Raw genomic sequence first — 16,106 nt, 5'->3', positions numbered from 1 at the left:
ATGACTACTGAGACGAACGGCGACACGGGACTGGACGATCTCGACCTCCAACTCGAGGTCCGGTCGTTCTCCCTGCCGCTCGCGGAGCCGCTCGAGACCGCGGGCGGCGCGATCGAGTCCCGCGACGGGTTCCTGGTCCGTATCGCGGAGCGATCGGATGGGAGCGAGGACCACCCGACGTCGACCGTCGGCTACGGCGAAGCGACCCCCCTCACCGGCTGGACAGAGTCCGACGACGACTGCGAAGCCGCCCTCGAGCGTGCCCGGACGGCGATCCGCAACGACGGTCCGGGCGCGGCGCTGGCCGCGGTCGAAGAGCAGGTCGCGGCGCGCCACGCCGTCTCGCTCGCCCTCGCGGACTTCGAGGCGTCCCGTACGGCGACGCCGCTGTACCGCCACCTCGGCCAGGAGTCGATGGTCGGTCGGGTCCGGGCCAACGCGACCGTCGGAGACGCCGCCGCGCCGGAAACCGCCGCGGCGGCCCACGAAGCGGTCGACGGTGGCTTCGACTGCTGTAAACTGAAAGTCGGCATGCGCTCGCTCGAGGACGACCTCGAGCGCGTCCGCCGCGTCCGGGACGCCGTCGGGTCCGATGTCGAACTCCGCGTCGACGCCAACGAGGCCTGGACCTACGAAGAGGCCGAACGCGCCCTGGAGACGCTCGACGACCTCGGCGTTTCCGTCCTCGAACAGCCGCTCCCGGCGGGCGCGTTAGGGGGCCACGCCGCGCTCCGCGAGGAGGCGGGCGAGGTCGGGATCGCGCTCGACGAGGGGCTGCTCGAGCACGGCGTCGATCGCATCTGTGAGGCCGGTGCGGCCGACGTCGTGGTGTTGAAACCGATGGCCCTGGGCGGGGTCGACGTCGCCCGCGAGGTCGCGGCCTGGGTGAGCGAGTTCGGGCTGACGCCGCTCGTGACGACGACGATCGACGGGGTGGTCGCTCGGACCGCGGCCGTCCACCTCGCGGCGGCGATCCCGGACGTCCCGGCTTGCGGGCTCGCAACTGCGGACCTGCTGGCCGAAGATCTCGGGCGGGATCCGGTCGTCTTCGAGAACGGCGCCGCGCTCGTTCCGCAGGCGAAGGGGATCGGCGTCGACGGGGTGTGGCCGGAATGATCCCCCTCTCGAATCCGGGTGAGGTCCCCGAACGGGATCCGCTCTCGGCGCGCGCGGCGGCGACGCCGGACGCCACAGCAGTGATCGACGTCGAGACCGACCGAGAGTGGACCTACATGGCGTTCGATCGACGGGTCGACCGGGTCGCTCGAGCCCTCGGCGAGTTGGGAGACGGCGAAACCCCGCCCGATCGACTCGGCGTCCTCATGGACACCCGGCCCGCCTTCGCCGTCGTCTTCTTCGCCGCGGTGCGGACGGGGACGACCGTCGTCCCGCTGAACGTCCGCGAGACGGTGCCGGAACTCGCCGACAAGGTCGAGCGCACCGTCCTCGAGGCGATCGTCTGCGAGCGCGGGACCGAGTCGACGGCGGTCGAACTCGCCGACCGCGCCGGGGGGTGTTCGGTCGCATCGGTCGACGACCCCGAGCGGGCGAACGTCGGCGTTCGACTGCTGACCGGACTCGAGGGCGGAGACGCGAGCGACGACGCTTCCGCACCCGACACGCGCGGCGGGATCGACCCCGAAACCACCCAGTTGATCATGTTCACGTCGGGGACCTCCGGCGACCCGAAGGGCGTCGAACTGACCCTCGCGAACCTCGTCGCCAGCGCGACGGCCTCGGCCTTCCGACTGGGCGTCGACCCCGCGGACCGCTGGCTCTGCTGTCTCCCGATGTACCACATGGGCGGGCTCGCGCCCGTGATTCGCTCGACGCTGTACGGGACGACCGTCGTGATCCAGCGCGAGTTCGACGCCGGCGAGGTCGCCCGCGTGCTCGAGGAGTACGACGTGACCGGCGTTTCGCTCGTCCCGACGATGTGTAAACGCCTGCTCGAGTGCGACAGGGACGGCGACGGGGGCGGTGACGACGAGGACGGGTGGCAGCCACCCGACACGCTGCGGTTCGTCCTCCTCGGCGGTGCGCCCGCCACCGACGAGTTGCTCGAGCGCTGTCTCGATCGCGGGGTGCCCGTCCACCCGACCTACGGGATGACCGAGACGGCCTCCCAGATCGCGACGGCGACCCCCGACGAGGTCCGCCGGTACGAGGGCACCGTCGGCCGGCCGCTGGTCGGCACCGAGGTGACGGTCGTCGACGACGACGGGGACCCCGTGGAACCGGGCGAGCCGGGGGAACTCGTCGTCGCCGGCCCGACGGTGACGCCGGGCTATCTCGAGCCCGCAATAACGGAAGCGGCGTTCGACGACCGCGGACTGCACACTGGCGACGTGGGGTACCGCGACGAAGGCGGACGCCTCCGGATCCTCAACCGGCGCAGCGATCGCATCGTCACGGGCGGCGAGAACGTCGACCCGGGCGAGGTCGTCGCGGCGCTTCGCGAGCACCCGGCCGTCGACGAGGCGGCCGTCGTCGGCCTCCCGGACGAGGAGTGGGGCGAACGGGTGAGCGCGCTGCTCGTTTCGACCGGCGACGGCCTCGAGTACGCGTCGGTGCTCGCACACTGCGACGACCGCCTCGCGGGGTTCAAGCGACCGAAGACCCTCGCCGTCGCCGACGAGTTGCCGCGGACGGCCTCGGGGACGGTCGACCGCGACGCGGTCCGCGAGCGCCTGCTCCGGAGCGGGGTCGACGCGGCCGACCTCGAGGATCGGTCCGGTTCCGGACGGTGAGCGGATCCGCGTCGTCGCCGGTGTAAAGACGCTGGCCGTCCTACGCGAGGCCGTGTGTACGCTTACGCTCGCGTGGCAGGTGTTCAAGGACGCACCGGTCGCCGTCGCGGCGAACCGCGACGAGGCCCTCGAGCGCGACTCGCTGCCGCCCGACGTCTATCGGGAGGAGCCGCTCGTCATCGCACCGCGGGACGCCGAGGCCGGCGGCACCTGGATCGGCTACAACGAACACGGCGTCTTCGCCGGGATCACGAACCGATGGCTCGAGGCCGATCTCGCGGGGGAGCGCTCGCGCGGACTGCTCGTCGCCGACGTCCTCGCCGCGACGTCCGCGCGGGAGGCCGCCGAGGTCGTCGAGTCGGCGACCAGCGAAGCCGAGTACGACGGGTTCAACCTGGTCGTGGCGGACGCCGACGACGCCTACTGTTACGCCTGGGACGGCGAGCTAACCCGGACGACCTTCGAGCCCGGGGTCCACGTCGTGGTCAACGTCGCGATCGACGACGATGCGGAGATCCCACCGGTCAGGACCGAGGCCGCGCGGGCACAGGCGGAAAACGCCCGAACGGTGCGTCGCGAACTCGCCGTCGAGACCGACGCCGCGGGCGAGCCGATCGAGACGGTCGACGACTGGCTCGAGCGCGCGAGTGAGGTCCTCGGAGATCACGAGTACGGCGTCTGTATCCACGAGGACGGGTTCGGCACGCGGTCGTCGTCGCTGATCGCGCTCGGCTCGGGCGGCGACGGCGACGCTCCGCCGGCCCGCTACTCGTTCGCGGACGGGCCGCCCTGTCGGACCGAGTACGAACCCGCGGCGCGTTCGCTCGAGGCCGAAGTTTCCCGCGAAGTCGACGGCGAAGGGCACATTTAAGCGGCTCCCCGCATCTCATATGGACATGGACGAACTCCTGCCTGTCGCGTCGAACACGGAGGGGTGGTCACCGTGAGCGTCTCAGCGGCCGAAGAGGAGCTGACCGAGGACGAGCGCGCCGGGCTCGAGCTCGTTCGCGAGACCGGCGGGATCCACCAGAGCGACTTCTGGAAGGAACTGGACGTCTCCTCGCGCAAGGGGAGCCGCATCGTCGAGTCGCTCGTCGAGAAGGACCTGGTCGACCGCGAGGAGACGGTTTACGACGGACACAACACGTACTACATCAGCCCGACGGCTCGCGATCTGGACTTCCGGCTGCTGATGGCCGGCGACATGCTCTCGCCGTTTATCGGCGAGGAGGAGATCGATCCACAGAGCGACGCCTTCTCGCAGTGGATCATGAACCTGGCGTACGAGGAGTAGGAGTAAGAGGAAGACGAAGACGAAGACGGTCGCGCAACTGGAACCGTCGGGAGGCCACGATCGATCGTTTTTTCGCCTGGATCGGATCTCGAGCCGCTGGCTCGGGGTTCAGTTCGGGACCCGAGAGCTGAAAGAAACACTGCCCCTGATCGTCGCCTCGAGTCGCTACGCCAGCGCGCTCGCGGCCCGGATCAGCCGCCGTTCGCCGAACGCCGGGCCGATCAACTGCAGGCCGACCGGCAGCCCGTCTGTTTCGCCCGCCGGCACCGAGATCGCGGGCAGGTCCGCGAGGTTCACCGGGACGGTGTTCGCGTCCGCGAGGTACATCTGCAGGGGGTCCTCGAGGCTCTCCCCGAGTTCGAACGGGGGAACGGGCATCGTCGGCGACGCCAGGACGTCGGCCTCGGAGAGGGCCTCGTCGAAGTCCTGCTTGACCCAGGCGCGGGCGTCCTGGGCCTTCTTGTAGTACTTGTCGTGGTAGCCCGCCGAGAGGGCGTAGGTTCCGAGGAGGATGCGGCGCTTGACCTCGTCGCCGAACCCTTCCTCGCGGGCCCTCGAGAACGCCTCGTTCCAGTTGCCCTCGTAGCCGCCGGAGTTCCCGTACCGGACGCCGTCGAACCGCGCGAGGTTCGACGAAGCCTCCGACATCGCGATCACGTAGTAGGCCTCGACGGCGTGCTCGACCGACGGGAGGGAAACCTCGTGATACTCCGCGCCCCGGTCCTCGAGATCCGCGATGGCGTCCCAGAAGGTCTCGACGACGCCCTCGTCGGCCCCCTCGAGCAGTTCGGTGGGGACGCCGATCGACAGCCCGTCGACGTCACCGGTGGCGGCGTCGGCGTAATCGGTTTCGTCGCCCGCATCGCGGGTGGTCGCGTCGCGCTCGTCGCTGCCGGCAATCACGTCGAGCAGTTCGGCCGCGTCTTCGACGGTGTTGGCGAAGGGACCGATCTGCTCTAAGCTGTTGCCGTAGGCGACGAGGCCGTACCGCGAGACCAGGCCGTAGGTGGGTTTGATGCCGACGACGCCGCAGAAGGCCGCGGGACAGCGGATCGAGCCGCCGGTGTCGGACCCGAGCGCGACGTCCGCCTCGCCCGCCGCGACGGCCGCCGCAGACCCGCCGGAGGAGCCACCCGGAACGTGCCCCGGCGCGGCGGGGTTGTCGGTCGCTCCGAACGCGGAGGTCTCGGTCGTCGTTCCCATACCGAACTCGTCCATGTTCGTCTTGCCGACGACCGTCGCGCCAGCCTCCTTCAGGCTGGAGACGACGGTCGCGTCGTACGGCGGGACGTAGTCCTCGAGCATCTCGGAGCCGCAGGTCGTCCGGACGCCCTCGGTGGAGATGTTGTCCTTGACGGCGACGGTCGTGCCGGCGAGGGGGCCGTCCCCGTCGCCTTCGATCGATTTCTCGGTGATGAAGATGTTTGCGTCCGACATAGATCAGGAGACGTTCGGGCCCTTGAAGTAGCCGTCCTCGGTTTCCGGGGCGTTCCGGAGCGCTTCCTCGCTGTCCAGGGAGTCGCGCTCTTCGTCCGGTCGCATCACGTTGACGAGGTCGGCCTCCCGATCGACCTCCGGAACCTCGTCCAACGTCTCGAAGTACTCGAGGATGTCCGCGAACTGCCGGGTGAACTGGTCGACCTCGTCGTCCTCGAGGCCGACGCGAGCGAGTTCCGCGACGTGGCGGACCTCCTCGGGGCTGACGGCGTCGTCGCTCATACCTGTTGAAACCGGCCTCCGGGGAGTAAGGGTTTCGATACGACGGAACGCCGCGGAGTCGACCGGTGTCGACCCGGGTCGTCACGGACAGGGTGTAACCGCTCTCAGTTACGGCTCCCGTCACCGGAGCTTTTAAGTAACTGAGTTGCGTTACTAGTCAGCACTACGGAGCGTTTTCAGCGCCGTTTCGAAAACAATGACCGACTCCACCATCCGAACCCGCAGCGACCAGCGACGCCAGGCGGACCGCGCCGAGTCGCAGGAGACGTCCGAGGAAGACGAGCGTGAGCGAGAACAGTGTCCCGAATGTGGCGGTCGCCTCGTCTCGGACGCCGAGCACGCCGAAACGGTCTGTGCGGACTGCGGGCTCGTCGTCGACGAAGGCGAAATCGACCGCGGCCCCGAGTGGCGGGCGTTCGACGCCGCCGAGAAAGACGAGAAGAGCCGCGTCGGTGCCCCGACGACGAACATGATGCACGACCAGGGCCTGTCGACGAACATCGGCTGGCAGGACAAAGACGCCTACGGCCGCTCGCTGTCCAGTCGCCAGCGCCAGAAGATGCAGCGCCTGCGCACCTGGAACGAGCGGTTCCGAACCCGTGACTCGAAGGAGCGCAACCTCAAGCAGGCACTCGGCGAGATCGACCGCATGGCCTCGGCGCTCGGCCTCCCGGAGAACGTCCGCGAGACCGCATCGGTGATCTACCGCCGCGCCCTCGAGGAGGACCTCCTCCCGGGCCGTTCGATCGAAGGCGTCGCGACCGCGTCGCTGTACGCCGCCGCCCGCCAGGCCGGCACCCCCCGTTCGCTCGACGAGATCAGCGCCGTCTCCCGCGTCGAAAAGGACGAGATCGCCCGCACGTACCGCTACGTCGTCCGCGAACTCGGCCTCGAGGTTCAGCCGGCCGATCCCGAGAGCTACGTCCCCCGCTTCGCGAGCGACCTCGAACTGCCCGACGAGACGGAACGCCGCGCCCGGCGACTGCTCAAGACCGCCAAGGACGAGGGGATCCACAGCGGCAAGTCGCCCGTCGGCCTCGCCGCCGCCGCGGTCTACGCCGCCGCCCTGCTGACCAACGAGAAGGTCACCCAGAACGACGTCAGCGAGGTCGCCAGCATCTCCGAGGTCACGATCCGCAACCGGTACCACGAACTCCTCGAGGCCGAGGACGGCGCGCCGGCCTGACCCGTTCCCCGCGCCGCTGGGATCGGACCGCCCGCCGGAACGGCGGCAACCTCCTGTTGACTCGAGTTATTTCGATCGTAACCGGTCAGCCACGCAGTTAGTCGGTCTATACTGAACAGTAGGGATCACGTCGGGAACGGTATGGAATGCGCTAACTGTCGTTCGGAAGAGGTAGCGTACACCCTCACGACCTACCCCGAGGACGACGGCATGGAGCACGTCGATCTGCACTTCTGCTCCGCGGACTGTCTCAACGTCTGGGCGTGAGCGCCCGAACGCGCGACGCGTCGGCCGGCGTCTTCGGCCGCGGGATACCGGCTGCCGACACGAAGCGGGGCTTCGATTCGGGGTGACGGGACGCAACGACACGGGAATCGACCTCCGGTCGCTCGCGTTCGGACCCGGAGTGAACTCGAGACTCCCTCCTACGGTCCGGCCTCGAGGACGGGGCGGGTCTCCTCGTTGAACAGCTCGACCGCCCGGGCGGCCTGCGATGGAAGCTCCGGCTGGGGCTCGGCCATCGCGGGTTCGTCGTCGGGGTCGGGCCAGCCGACCACGACGCGGCCGATGTTACCCGCGATCTCGTGGGAGGTACAGACCTGCTGGGTATCGACGTAGTCGTAGACGCCCGCCCGATCGAACGTCCGTTCGTATGACGATCCCACGCCGGTCAGTCGGCGGCTTCCCCAGGCCTCGATGCCGTCGGGCGTTCGGTGCGGGCCGTGCCCGTCCTCGTGGTAGGCGGTGACGTCGTGCCGGCCCGTTTCGACGAGCCACTCGACGGTCCCGCCGGGAACGACGTGGACGATCTGGGGCTCGAACTCGGGGTAGGGCTGAGAGTTCGCCGTGACCGTGATCCGATCGGTCGGCGATCCCAGTTCGCCGGTACCGTCGCCCTCCCCAGCGCCGAAGCGATCCGCTGTGCTCTCGAGACAGCCGGCGAGGGCGATTCCGACCGCGGATGCGGACGCCTGTAGGACGGTACGGCGGGTAACTGGTGTCATGGTCCTGGGGTGGGTATCGGTCGTATGCGGTTCTGTGCGTGGCGAGCGGGAGGTTCCGCTCTATTGGGGATCCTCCTCGTAGACCTCTGGGTTCTCTTCGCCCTCGACGTCGATGACGGCCAGGGCGCCCTTGTGGACGACGCGGCTGAGCGCGTGGTCGACGATCTTGACCGGGCCAGGGACGGGGAACTCCATCTCGCCGACCGTGGTCGTACCGGGTGCGACCGGCGCCGTCTCGATGTTGCGGTCGGGTTCCGAGATGAGGTCGCCGTCGCGGTAGTAGCGGCTCCAGACGTTGCCGATCGGGTGGAGCGCACTGGTCAGGTTGGGACCACCGTTGGCGAAGTACACCCGGGCGGTTTCACCCGTATTGGCCTTCATCGGGCCGAGGCCGTCCGGGGTGAAGGCATAGGCCTGGCCGTTGAAAGTCACGTAGGTGGGGTCCTCCGACTGCATCGCGTCGAAGTCGAAGCCGTGGTGGCCCTCCTCGCCGGCCTCGCCTTCGGTGTAGATCTCGTGTTGGCCGAGGTAGAACTCGTGGTCGACCTCGGGCAGTCCCTCTTCGGGTTCGACGAGGATCGTGCCGAACATGCCGGCGCTGATGTGGTGGTCCATGTTCGGGACCGCACAGTGGTAGATGAACGCGCCGGCGTACTCGGCCGTGAAGCTGATTTCGGCCGCGTCGTCACCCGGCGCGATGGTCGTGGCATCTGCACCACCGCCGGGCCCGTAGACCGCGTGGAAGTCCACGTTGTGGAGGTCCATGTTGATGTCCTCCGGGACCTCGAAGCGGAGGTTGACCCGATCGCCACGACGGACCCGGACCATCGGTCCCGGGATCTGCCCCCCGAAGGTCATGAAGTCGAAGGTGACTCCCGGCTCGATCTCGGCCGTCATCTGTTCCGTCTCGAGTGTGATGTCGTGTTCCCGGGGCTCGTCCCAGTCGACGGGAGCCGGAATGTCGGTCGGATCTCGAGCGACCCGATCGACGTCGACAGCCTCCGCTGCCGGCAGTCCCTCCTCGCTTTCGGTTGTCGTGCTGCTCCCCGACACGTCGTCGTTGCCGAGACAGCCGGCTACCGCTACAGCGCCGGTTGCCCCGATCGCCTGCATGAACTGCCGTCGGTTGGCCTGGATCGTGGTCATTGTCCTTCTCCTCATTCGGATAAACACCCCCCATATGTAGAACGATCTCGCTAATTCTACACGAGAGGGAATACTGGTGAACATGTTCGGCCAGTGGAGGGCTCTTCCGGCGGGCCCAGCGGTCGGTCGTCGATCGCCTCGCACGGTCGATCGACGACGGTCGACGGCGACTGCGTATTACTAGGGTCCTGGACGGTTCGGCGTGGAGGTCGTCGGAACGCAGCCCCTTTCGTAGATCGATGCGAAGGCAAACGGACGCGATCGAGGCGACCTCAGACCGCAGCCACGTACAGTTGGCCGACGCCGGCGATCACCAGTACGACGCCTGCAATACGGATCACACGGTCGACGTAGTTCGCGATACGCCCCGCTCCGAGCGTGTATCCGAAGGCCGTCGCGACCGTGACCGCGATCATGAGCGTCCCGAACCCGGCAGCGTAGGTCCCGAGGACGAGCGCCGTCTCGAGTGGCGGCATGGTCAGCGAGCGAAACGCCAGTCCCAGGAACACGGGGAGGACACAGGCCGTCGCGGCGAGGGCGTACATCGCGCCGAAGAGTCCGAACCCGAGGACGGTCGATCGGCGCTCGGGCAGGAGGACGTGGACGGCACCGCTCCCGCCGTACAGCACCCACAGGCCGAGCACGATCAGGGCGACGCCGACGCCGTACTCGAGGAGGGGCAACGCCCGCTCGACCGTCTCGCCGGCGAGGATCGCGGCGACCGACAGGACGCCGAGGACGCTCATCGCGCCGACGGCCGCCGCGATCCCGCGGGCCAGCGTGCCGGACAGCGGCGGGGTCGTCTCCTCGCCAGTCGCGGCGACGTAGTAGCCGACGTAGCCGGGCAACAGCGCGTACGCACACGGCGAGAAGAACGTCGCTACGCCGATCCCGAGGGCGAACAGCATCGTTCCGAGGAGTTCGCCGGTCGCCACGTCACTCACCCCCTGCTGTGTCGATGGCCGATCGGATCTCTTCGGCGGACTTTCGCCCCCGTCCGGACCAGGTCACGACGTTGTCCTCGTTCAGGACGTACGCGTACGGCACCCCGGAGCCGTCGAGCGCTTCCGTCAGTTCGAGGTCGGAGTCGAGCGCGACCGGCCAGTTACCGTCGTGTTCGCGCCACCAGTCCGCGACGTCCTCGCGAGTGATGGTGTTCCCGATCGGTTCGCCGGTCACCGAGACGAACTGGACGTCCCCGTCGAGGTCCTCGTGAACTCGACCGAGGGGTTCCATCATGTCCTGACAGACGCCACACCAGGTAGCGAACAGTTCGACGAACGTCACCCGGCCGCGTTCCGGCACCGCCACCGTTCCGGCATCGCTCCCCGGCGCGTCGATCGTCTCCAGTTCGATCGGATCGACGGCCGCGTCGCTCTCGAGCGGGTTCCGTTCGCTAACTGCGATCGCGCCGCCGCCGAGGGCGGCGAGTCCGGCGGCTCCCGCGAGGACCTCACGACGGCGCATCGATTACCACCCCTCGACGACGGCGCGGGCGGCGTCGACGATTTCGTTGCCGCCGGGTGAGCCGCCCGTCCAGGCCCGTTCGACGAGGCCGTCCTTGTTCACGAGCAAGATTAGCGACGTGTGAGTGATGTGTCGCTCGTGGTTCATTTCCTCGTCGTCCATCTCGTCCGATTCGTCGTGGTCCATGTCACCGGACTCTTCCCCGTGCTCGAACGCCACGCCGAACGTGTCCTCCACGACCCCTTTGGCGTCTTCGTGTGTCTCCGGCCGCAGGAAGTACCAGTTACCTGCATCGAAGTCGACGCCGTAGTCCTCGCCGTACGCCTCGAGCACTTCGGGCGTATCGTACTCGGGGTCGAAGGTAATCGGGAGGAACGCGATCTCGCCCTCGTATCCCTCTTCGTGGGCATCGGCCTGAACGCGCCGCAGGGCTGCGGTCAAACCGGGACAGACGGTCGTACAGCTGGTGTAGATGAACGTCAGCATGACGTGTCGATCGCCCTCGAACTCCGTGGTCGTGACCGACCGGTCGTGCAGCGGAGCCGGGACGGTGGCTTCGGGAATCTCCTCCCCATAGATCGGATGCGGAATATCCGATTCTTTGATTCGCTCGTGGTTCTCCGGCGGATCCAGGACGACGCCGTCCGCCCCGTTGTCGGAACTGGTTAGCTGTGAACAGCCCGCGAGGGACGTACCGAGTGCCGCTGCTCCCGTCGCGCGCAAGATCGTTCGCCTGTCGACGGATGTAGATGTGGATGTAGGGGTCATGTTCTCGAGTGAAAGTCGGTCTTCGACGGGCTAAAGCACCGCTCGGATTCCCACCCGCTTAGAAACCATCGAATATGTTCGGTCCCGTTCCGGCCCCGTGACGAAGCATCCGATCCGGACCGCGGCGACGTCACCGTCGTCGAACCTCCTCTACGGTCCGGCCTCGAGGACGGGGCGGGTCTCCTCGTTGAACTGCTCGATCGCCCGGGCGGCCTGGGAGGGGAGTTCGGGCTGGGGTTCGGCCATCGCGGGTTCGTCGTCGGTGTCGGGCCAGCCGACCACGACGCGGCCGATGTTACCCGCGATCTCGTGGGAGGTACAGACCTGCTGGGTATCGACGTAGTCGTAGACGCCCGCCTGGTCGAACGTCCGTTCGTAGGACGACCCCACGCCGGTCAGCCGGTCGCTCCCCCAGCTCCCGACGCCGTCGGACGTCCGATGGGGGCCGTGCTCGTCCTCGTGGTAGGCGGTGACGTCGTGACGGCCAGTTTCGACGAGCCACTCGACGGTCCCGCCGGGAACGACGTGGACGACCTGGGGCTCGAACTCGGGGTACGGTTGGGAGTTGATCGTAACCGTGACCCGTTCGGCTGGCGCTCCCAACTCCCCGGCGTCTTCCGGGGCCTGCTCGTCGTCGTCGAAGCGATCCGCTGCAGTATCGAGACACCCCCCGAAGGCGGCTATTGCGAGCGCAGACGATCGAAGCACGTGGCGGCGGGACGTGAGCGTCATGGGTGTGGAAAGTCGTAATTCGCCCGTCCCGAATGGGACTGGGGCTTACGGATCTTCGTCGTAGATCTCGGGGTTCTCCTCGCCCTGGACGTCGATGACGCCGAGTGCGCCCTTGTGGACGACGCGGCTGAGCGCGTGGTCGACGATCTTGACCGGGCCAGGGACGGGGAACTCCATCTCGCCGGCCGCGGTCGTACCGGGTGCGACCGGCGCCGTCTCGATGTTGTTGTCGGGTTCGGAGAGCAGGTCGCCGTCGCGGTAGAAGTTACTCCAGACGTTCCCGATCGGGTGCCAGGAGCTCAGGAGGTTCGGACCGCCGTTGGCGAGATACACCCGTGCGGTGTCGCCGACTTCGGCTTCCATCGGTCCGACGCCGTTCTCCGTGAAGGCGTAGGCCTGGCCGTTGAACACCACGTAGGTGGGATCTTCCCTCTTCATCGCGTCGAAGTCGAACCCGTGGTGGCCTTCCTCGCCGGCCTCGCCTTCGGTGTAGATCTCGTGCTGACCGAGGTAGAACTCGTGGTCGACCTCGGGCAGCCCGTCTTCGGGTTCGACGAGGATCGAACCGAACATGCCGGAGCTGATGTGCTGGTCCATGTTCGGGACCGCACAGTGGTAGATGAACACGCCCGCGTAGTCAGCCGTGAAGCTGATCTCTGCGGGGTCGTCTCCCGGCGCGATCGTCGTCGCATCGGCGCCGCCGCCGGGGCCGTAGACCGCGTGGAAGTCCATGTTGTGCATCTCGATGTTCATGTCGTCCGGGACGTCGAACGTGAGGTTGACCCGATCGCCCCGTCGGACCCGAACCATCGGTCCCGGCACCTGCCCCTCGAAGGTCATGTAGTCGAACGTGACGCCGGGCTCGATCTCGGCGGTCAGCCGCTCGGTCTCGATCGTGATGTCGTGTTCGCGGGGCTCGTCCCAGTCGACCGGATCCGGGATGTCCGTCGGGTCACGGGCGATCCGATCGACGTCGACGCTCTCCGCGGCCGACAGTCCCGCCTGGTTTCCGCTGTCTTCGGACGTCGTTTCGGTCGTAGCCGATCCATCGTTCTCGAGACAGCCGGCGACCGCAAGTGCACCCGCTGCCCCGATCCCCTGAAGAAACCGTCGTCGGTTAGCGTCGAATTGGGTCATTGGTCTTCTCCTCATTTGCCGATTGGGGGGAGGTACATACATCGGTCTCGACGATTCTACGGACCATGGAACGCAACCGAACCCGTTCGACGAAATCGCACGGTATTCCCAGAAACTGGGATTGAAATGCCGATCCGTCGTAGTAATTCCATGGTAACGCGGCCTCCAGAACCGTCGATATCGGCACCGCTACCCTCGAGCGAGGCCGAATCAGTCGTTCGAACGGTCAACGGCGTTCGGCTGCACGCGGTGGTCGCCGGCGACCCGGACGACCCACTGGTGGTGCTGTTACACGGGTTCCCGGAGTTCTGGTACGGGTGGCGGGATCAGATCGAACCGCTCGTCCGGGCCGGCTACCGCGTTCTGGTGCCGGACCAGCGGGGTTACAACCGCAGCGATAAACCATTACACGTACGCGCGTATCGCCGGTCGACACTCTCGCAGGACATCGTCGAACTGATCGAAAGCGAGGGGGAAGACGTCGCCCACGTCGTCGGACACGACTGGGGAGGGATGGTCGCCTGGGAGCTCGGCCTCCGCCGTCCCGACGTCGTCGACCGACTCGTCGTCGCCAACGCGCCCCATCCGACTGCGTACCTGCGACAGTGGCTGTCGAACCCGGAACAGATGTGGCGGAGCGGGTACGCTTACGTCTTCCAACTGCCGTGGCTACCCGAACGGCTCTGTCGATACGACGAGTTCCGGGTCCTCGAGCGGGGCCTGCGGGAGAGCGCCGCGCCGGGAACGTTCTCGGACGTCGACCTCGAGCGCTATCGCCGGGCGTGGCGTCACGACGGCGCGCTCACCGGAATGCTGAACTGGTACCGTGCCAGCGGCCGGTATCCGGCGGCGATGTCGCGCGGACACGTCGACGTCCCGACACTCGTTGCCTGGGGAGAAGCCGACCGGGCGCTCGTCCCGTCGCTCGCGGTCGACAGCTACGAGTTCTGTCGGGACGGCCGCCTCGAGTTGTTCCCCGAAACGAGCCACTGGATCCAACACGAGGCGGCCGGGCGGTTCACCGACCTGCTGGTCGACCACCTGTCCGGCTGAGCTAGGCGTCTGGATCCCAGATGACGGTCACCACCTCGTCCTCGAGTTCGACGGTCTCGTGAGCGTAGCCTCGATCCTCGAGTTTCGGGAAGAGGAACTGCGGGACGCGGTCGTTTCGCTGGACCAGCACGGTCCCGTCGTCGAGGTCCACGAGTGTCTCGAGGGTGTTCTTGAGCGGCTCCGGCGGACCCAGCGATCGGACGTCGATGACCTCGCGCGGGCTGTCGCCGGGCGCGTCGGTACGGTCGACGACGGAAGCGTACGACTGCATACGCGTACTGACGCGTCCGACGGGCGTAGCTCCCGTGCCGTACATGTTAGGGTCCGAATTCGCGGTCCGTGCGGAAAGAGAAGCGATGGAAAGGGCGGACGAAGCGGTCGTTAGGCCTCTTGCTTGGGGAACTTGGCGACGAACTCGTCTGTGTCGACGCGTTCGACCTCGTAGCCGTCGGCGTCGAAGCTCTCGACTTCCGCCTGGAACTCGTAGAACAGCGGTTTTGGTTCGTGATCGTTGACGATCGTCAGCGTCTCACCCGGCTCAAGGTCCTGGAATTCCTCGTGGATTGTGGGGTGGCGGTTCACCGGCGGGATGTCCCTGACGTCGAGTCGCGTCATGCGAATGCTGGTGGGTCTCGAAGCGTCCTTTGCCTTTGGCCGAACCCGTTCGGGATATTCACGCGGGCTCGATGAGGACTCGCCAGAGGTCCTCATCTCGCCGGTCGCTCTCGTGCGTGTAGCCGCGCGAATCGAGTACTTCGTAGAGGGGTTCCGGCTCGAACGGAGCGAGCAACTCCAGGCGTTCACCGTCCTCGAGGGAGCCAACAGCAGACATGATGTCGTCGAACGGCGGGCCGTCGATCTCGCGCACGTCGATCGTCCGGTCGACTGATTTCGTGGGCATCGCCCCGGACTTCGGTCTGCTCGGGATTGGATATTTACTCGAACGTGTTCGCGCCATCGGAGTTCCCACGCTGTAGGAATTACGCCGAACATATTCGTCGCCACGGGTATATGGCCACGTTTAGAAGGTATCCGTATGGCCCAAGCGACGCTCACTATCACGCTGCCCGAGCAGGTCTGGATCGAACAGATTTCGACCGAGTTTCCGGCGGCGACGTTCCGCGTCCTCGCAGCGGTCCCCGGCACCGACAGCGGGTTCGCACTCGTTCGGGTAACGGGACCGGAGGTCCCCGACGTGGTCGACGCCATGAACGACCACTCCCAGATCACGGAGCTAACCCTCGCCCAGTGGAGCGAGAACGAGGCGACGATCCACTTCGAGACGACGGCTCCGCTGTTGATGTTCTCGTCCCAGGAGTCGGGGATGCCGATCGAACTCCCCGTCGAGATCCAGGACGGCGAGGCGACGATCGAGGTCACCGGCTCTCGTGACCGGTTGGCGGAACTGGCCGAGCAACTCGAGCACTTCGGTCTCCAGTACCGCATCGAGAACGTTCGCGAGCGCCTCCACGAGAGTCAGCTACTCTCGGAACGCCAACTCGAAGTCGTCGCCGCTGCCGTGAAACGGGGGTACTACGACACGCCCCGCGAGTGTTCCCTGACCGAACTGGCCGAACACCTCGACATCGCGAAGTCGACCTGTAGCGAGACCCTCCACCGCGCCGAGGAGGCGATTATCAAACGGTTCGTCGAGGACCTGCCCGCCCTCGACGACGGCGAAGAGTCCCTCGAGGAGCAACTGGCAGTGAGCTGATACTCGCAGGTCGTCGGAGTCGAGGGGCCGTTCCAGTTTGCACCGTCGATGTAGACCCGACTGCTCGGGCAGCCCCCACCCGTCGTAAGACGACGTTTCTTCGTGTTTGCGAGGAATTTGCGACGTAGCTTCGTAA

At 67.1% G+C, this 16,106-nt stretch carries 20 protein-coding genes; 8 read left to right on the top strand and 12 right to left on the bottom strand.

Annotated features, from left to right (window positions below; translation table 11 throughout):
• The 4 genes from BM113_RS08530 (at position 1) to BM113_RS08515 (ending at position 4,044) form a co-directional block, all read left to right on the top strand.
• Positions 1–1,116 carry a mandelate racemase/muconate lactonizing enzyme family protein gene (locus BM113_RS08530; protein WP_089787053.1) on the top strand — a complete coding sequence of 372 codons (1,116 nt, stop codon included), beginning with the start codon at positions 1–3 and terminating at the stop codon, positions 1,114–1,116.
• Complete coding sequence (locus BM113_RS08525; RefSeq protein ID WP_089787051.1) at positions 1,113–2,750, top strand: class I adenylate-forming enzyme family protein; 1,638 nt, start codon at positions 1,113–1,115, stop codon at positions 2,748–2,750. The genes BM113_RS08530 and BM113_RS08525 overlap by 4 nt, the downstream gene beginning before the upstream one ends.
• A gap of 52 nt (positions 2,751–2,802) precedes the next feature.
• Positions 2,803–3,621 (top strand): NRDE family protein, encoded by an 819-nt coding sequence (locus BM113_RS08520; protein ID WP_089787049.1) that lies wholly within the window; start codon positions 2,803–2,805, stop codon positions 3,619–3,621.
• Positions 3,622–3,693: 72 nt separating this feature from the next.
• The gene (locus BM113_RS08515) at positions 3,694–4,044 is read left to right on the top strand and encodes a helix-turn-helix transcriptional regulator (RefSeq protein WP_007142649.1); all 351 of its coding nucleotides are present in this window, start codon (positions 3,694–3,696) and stop codon (positions 4,042–4,044) included.
• 165 nt (positions 4,045–4,209) lie between these two features.
• Here BM113_RS08515 and gatA read toward each other — a convergent pair whose 3' ends face one another.
• Both gatA and gatC read right to left on the bottom strand, forming a co-directional pair.
• On the bottom strand, positions 4,210–5,481 hold the full coding sequence (gene gatA / locus BM113_RS08510) for an Asp-tRNA(Asn)/Glu-tRNA(Gln) amidotransferase subunit GatA (RefSeq protein ID WP_089787048.1): 1,272 nt from the start codon (positions 5,479–5,481) through the stop codon (positions 4,210–4,212).
• Positions 5,482–5,484: 3 nt separating this feature from the next.
• Positions 5,485–5,763, bottom strand: coding sequence for an Asp-tRNA(Asn)/Glu-tRNA(Gln) amidotransferase subunit GatC (gene gatC, locus BM113_RS08505; RefSeq protein WP_089787046.1), 279 nt, complete (start codon positions 5,761–5,763; stop codon positions 5,485–5,487).
• A gap of 196 nt (positions 5,764–5,959) precedes the next feature.
• On the opposite strand from gatC, the gene BM113_RS08500 reads away from it, so the two are divergent.
• Positions 5,960–6,949, top strand: coding sequence for a transcription initiation factor IIB (locus BM113_RS08500; RefSeq protein WP_089787044.1), 990 nt, complete (start codon positions 5,960–5,962; stop codon positions 6,947–6,949).
• A 141-nt stretch (positions 6,950–7,090) separates the two neighbouring features.
• Positions 7,091–7,216 carry a hypothetical protein gene (locus BM113_RS22850; protein WP_007142655.1) on the top strand — a complete coding sequence of 42 codons (126 nt, stop codon included), beginning with the start codon at positions 7,091–7,093 and terminating at the stop codon, positions 7,214–7,216.
• A gap of 158 nt (positions 7,217–7,374) precedes the next feature.
• Here BM113_RS22850 and BM113_RS08495 read toward each other — a convergent pair whose 3' ends face one another.
• The 7 genes from BM113_RS08495 to nirK (BM113_RS08465) form a co-directional block, all read right to left on the bottom strand.
• Complete coding sequence (locus tag BM113_RS08495; protein ID WP_089787042.1) at positions 7,375–7,953, bottom strand: cupredoxin domain-containing protein; 579 nt, start codon at positions 7,951–7,953, stop codon at positions 7,375–7,377.
• 60 nt (positions 7,954–8,013) lie between these two features.
• Positions 8,014–9,099: a copper-containing nitrite reductase gene (nirK, locus tag BM113_RS08490; protein WP_089787040.1), complete on the bottom strand. Its 1,086-nt coding sequence runs from the start codon at positions 9,097–9,099 to the stop codon at positions 8,014–8,016.
• Between the two features lie 272 nt (positions 9,100–9,371).
• Complete coding sequence (locus BM113_RS08485; protein ID WP_177209132.1) at positions 9,372–10,034, bottom strand: cytochrome c biogenesis CcdA family protein; 663 nt, start codon at positions 10,032–10,034, stop codon at positions 9,372–9,374.
• 1 nt (position 10,035) lies between these two features.
• Positions 10,036–10,566 (bottom strand): TlpA family protein disulfide reductase, encoded by a 531-nt coding sequence (locus tag BM113_RS08480; RefSeq protein ID WP_089787037.1) that lies wholly within the window; start codon positions 10,564–10,566, stop codon positions 10,036–10,038.
• Positions 10,567–10,569: 3 nt separating this feature from the next.
• Positions 10,570–11,334 carry an SCO family protein gene (locus BM113_RS08475; RefSeq protein ID WP_177209131.1) on the bottom strand — a complete coding sequence of 255 codons (765 nt, stop codon included), beginning with the start codon at positions 11,332–11,334 and terminating at the stop codon, positions 10,570–10,572.
• A 150-nt stretch (positions 11,335–11,484) separates the two neighbouring features.
• Positions 11,485–12,066, bottom strand: a complete 582-nt coding sequence (locus BM113_RS08470) for a cupredoxin domain-containing protein (protein WP_089787033.1) — start codon at positions 12,064–12,066, stop codon at positions 11,485–11,487.
• A gap of 45 nt (positions 12,067–12,111) precedes the next feature.
• On the bottom strand, positions 12,112–13,203 hold the full coding sequence (gene nirK, locus BM113_RS08465) for a copper-containing nitrite reductase (protein ID WP_089787031.1): 1,092 nt from the start codon (positions 13,201–13,203) through the stop codon (positions 12,112–12,114).
• A 150-nt stretch (positions 13,204–13,353) separates the two neighbouring features.
• Between nirK (BM113_RS08465) and BM113_RS08460 the strand changes: the two genes are divergently transcribed.
• On the top strand, positions 13,354–14,256 hold the full coding sequence (locus BM113_RS08460) for an alpha/beta fold hydrolase (RefSeq protein WP_089787029.1): 903 nt from the start codon (positions 13,354–13,356) through the stop codon (positions 14,254–14,256).
• Position 14,257: 1 nt separating this feature from the next.
• Here the strand turns inward: BM113_RS08460 and BM113_RS08455 are convergent, their stop codons facing one another.
• The 3 genes from BM113_RS08455 to BM113_RS08445 all read right to left on the bottom strand — a co-directional run bounded on the left by BM113_RS08455 (position 14,258) and on the right by BM113_RS08445 (position 15,157).
• On the bottom strand, positions 14,258–14,527 hold the full coding sequence (locus BM113_RS08455) for a DUF2249 domain-containing protein (RefSeq protein ID WP_089787027.1): 270 nt from the start codon (positions 14,525–14,527) through the stop codon (positions 14,258–14,260).
• Between the two features lie 110 nt (positions 14,528–14,637).
• Positions 14,638–14,871 (bottom strand): DUF2249 domain-containing protein, encoded by a 234-nt coding sequence (locus tag BM113_RS08450; protein ID WP_007142665.1) that lies wholly within the window; start codon positions 14,869–14,871, stop codon positions 14,638–14,640.
• A gap of 58 nt (positions 14,872–14,929) precedes the next feature.
• Positions 14,930–15,157, bottom strand: coding sequence for a DUF2249 domain-containing protein (locus tag BM113_RS08445; protein WP_089787025.1), 228 nt, complete (start codon positions 15,155–15,157; stop codon positions 14,930–14,932).
• A gap of 135 nt (positions 15,158–15,292) precedes the next feature.
• Between BM113_RS08445 and BM113_RS08440 the strand changes: the two genes are divergently transcribed.
• Entirely contained in the window at positions 15,293–15,970 is a 678-nt protein-coding gene (locus BM113_RS08440) for a helix-turn-helix domain-containing protein (protein ID WP_089787023.1), read from the top strand.
• Positions 15,971–16,106: the final 136 nt, after the last annotated feature.

Origin of the sequence: Natronobacterium haloterrestre, from assembly GCF_900112205.1 — an archaeon.
Classification (GTDB): domain Archaea; phylum Halobacteriota; class Halobacteria; order Halobacteriales; family Natrialbaceae; genus Natronobacterium; species Natronobacterium haloterrestre.
The sequence above is the reverse complement of the archived record's forward strand: the minus strand, read 5'-3'. Positions and strand labels throughout refer to the sequence as shown.

Coding starts and splice junctions, on each gene's coding strand:
- BM113_RS08530 (WP_089787053.1), top strand. CDS start 1: ATGACTACTGAGACGAACGGCGACACGGGACTGGACGATCTCGACCTC.
- BM113_RS08525 (WP_089787051.1), top strand. CDS start 1,113: ATGATCCCCCTCTCGAATCCGGGTGAGGTCCCCGAACGGGATCCGCTC.
- gatA (WP_089787048.1), bottom strand. CDS start 5,481: ATGTCGGACGCAAACATCTTCATCACCGAGAAATCGATCGAAGGCGAC.
- gatC (WP_089787046.1), bottom strand. CDS start 5,763: ATGAGCGACGACGCCGTCAGCCCCGAGGAGGTCCGCCACGTCGCGGAA.
- BM113_RS08500 (WP_089787044.1), top strand. CDS start 5,960: ATGACCGACTCCACCATCCGAACCCGCAGCGACCAGCGACGCCAGGCG.
- BM113_RS22850 (WP_007142655.1), top strand. CDS start 7,091: ATGGAATGCGCTAACTGTCGTTCGGAAGAGGTAGCGTACACCCTCACG.
- BM113_RS08495 (WP_089787042.1), bottom strand. CDS start 7,953: ATGACACCAGTTACCCGCCGTACCGTCCTACAGGCGTCCGCATCCGCG.
- nirK (WP_089787040.1), bottom strand. CDS start 9,099: ATGACCACGATCCAGGCCAACCGACGGCAGTTCATGCAGGCGATCGGG.
- BM113_RS08480 (WP_089787037.1), bottom strand. CDS start 10,566: ATGCGCCGTCGTGAGGTCCTCGCGGGAGCCGCCGGACTCGCCGCCCTC.
- BM113_RS08475 (WP_177209131.1), bottom strand. CDS start 11,334: ATGACCCCTACATCCACATCTACATCCGTCGACAGGCGAACGATCTTG.
- BM113_RS08470 (WP_089787033.1), bottom strand. CDS start 12,066: ATGACGCTCACGTCCCGCCGCCACGTGCTTCGATCGTCTGCGCTCGCA.
- nirK (WP_089787031.1), bottom strand. CDS start 13,203: ATGACCCAATTCGACGCTAACCGACGACGGTTTCTTCAGGGGATCGGG.
- BM113_RS08460 (WP_089787029.1), top strand. CDS start 13,354: ATGGTAACGCGGCCTCCAGAACCGTCGATATCGGCACCGCTACCCTCG.
- BM113_RS08455 (WP_089787027.1), bottom strand. CDS start 14,527: ATGCAGTCGTACGCTTCCGTCGTCGACCGTACCGACGCGCCCGGCGAC.
- BM113_RS08450 (WP_007142665.1), bottom strand. CDS start 14,871: ATGACGCGACTCGACGTCAGGGACATCCCGCCGGTGAACCGCCACCCC.
- BM113_RS08445 (WP_089787025.1), bottom strand. CDS start 15,157: ATGCCCACGAAATCAGTCGACCGGACGATCGACGTGCGCGAGATCGAC.
- BM113_RS08440 (WP_089787023.1), top strand. CDS start 15,293: ATGGCCCAAGCGACGCTCACTATCACGCTGCCCGAGCAGGTCTGGATC.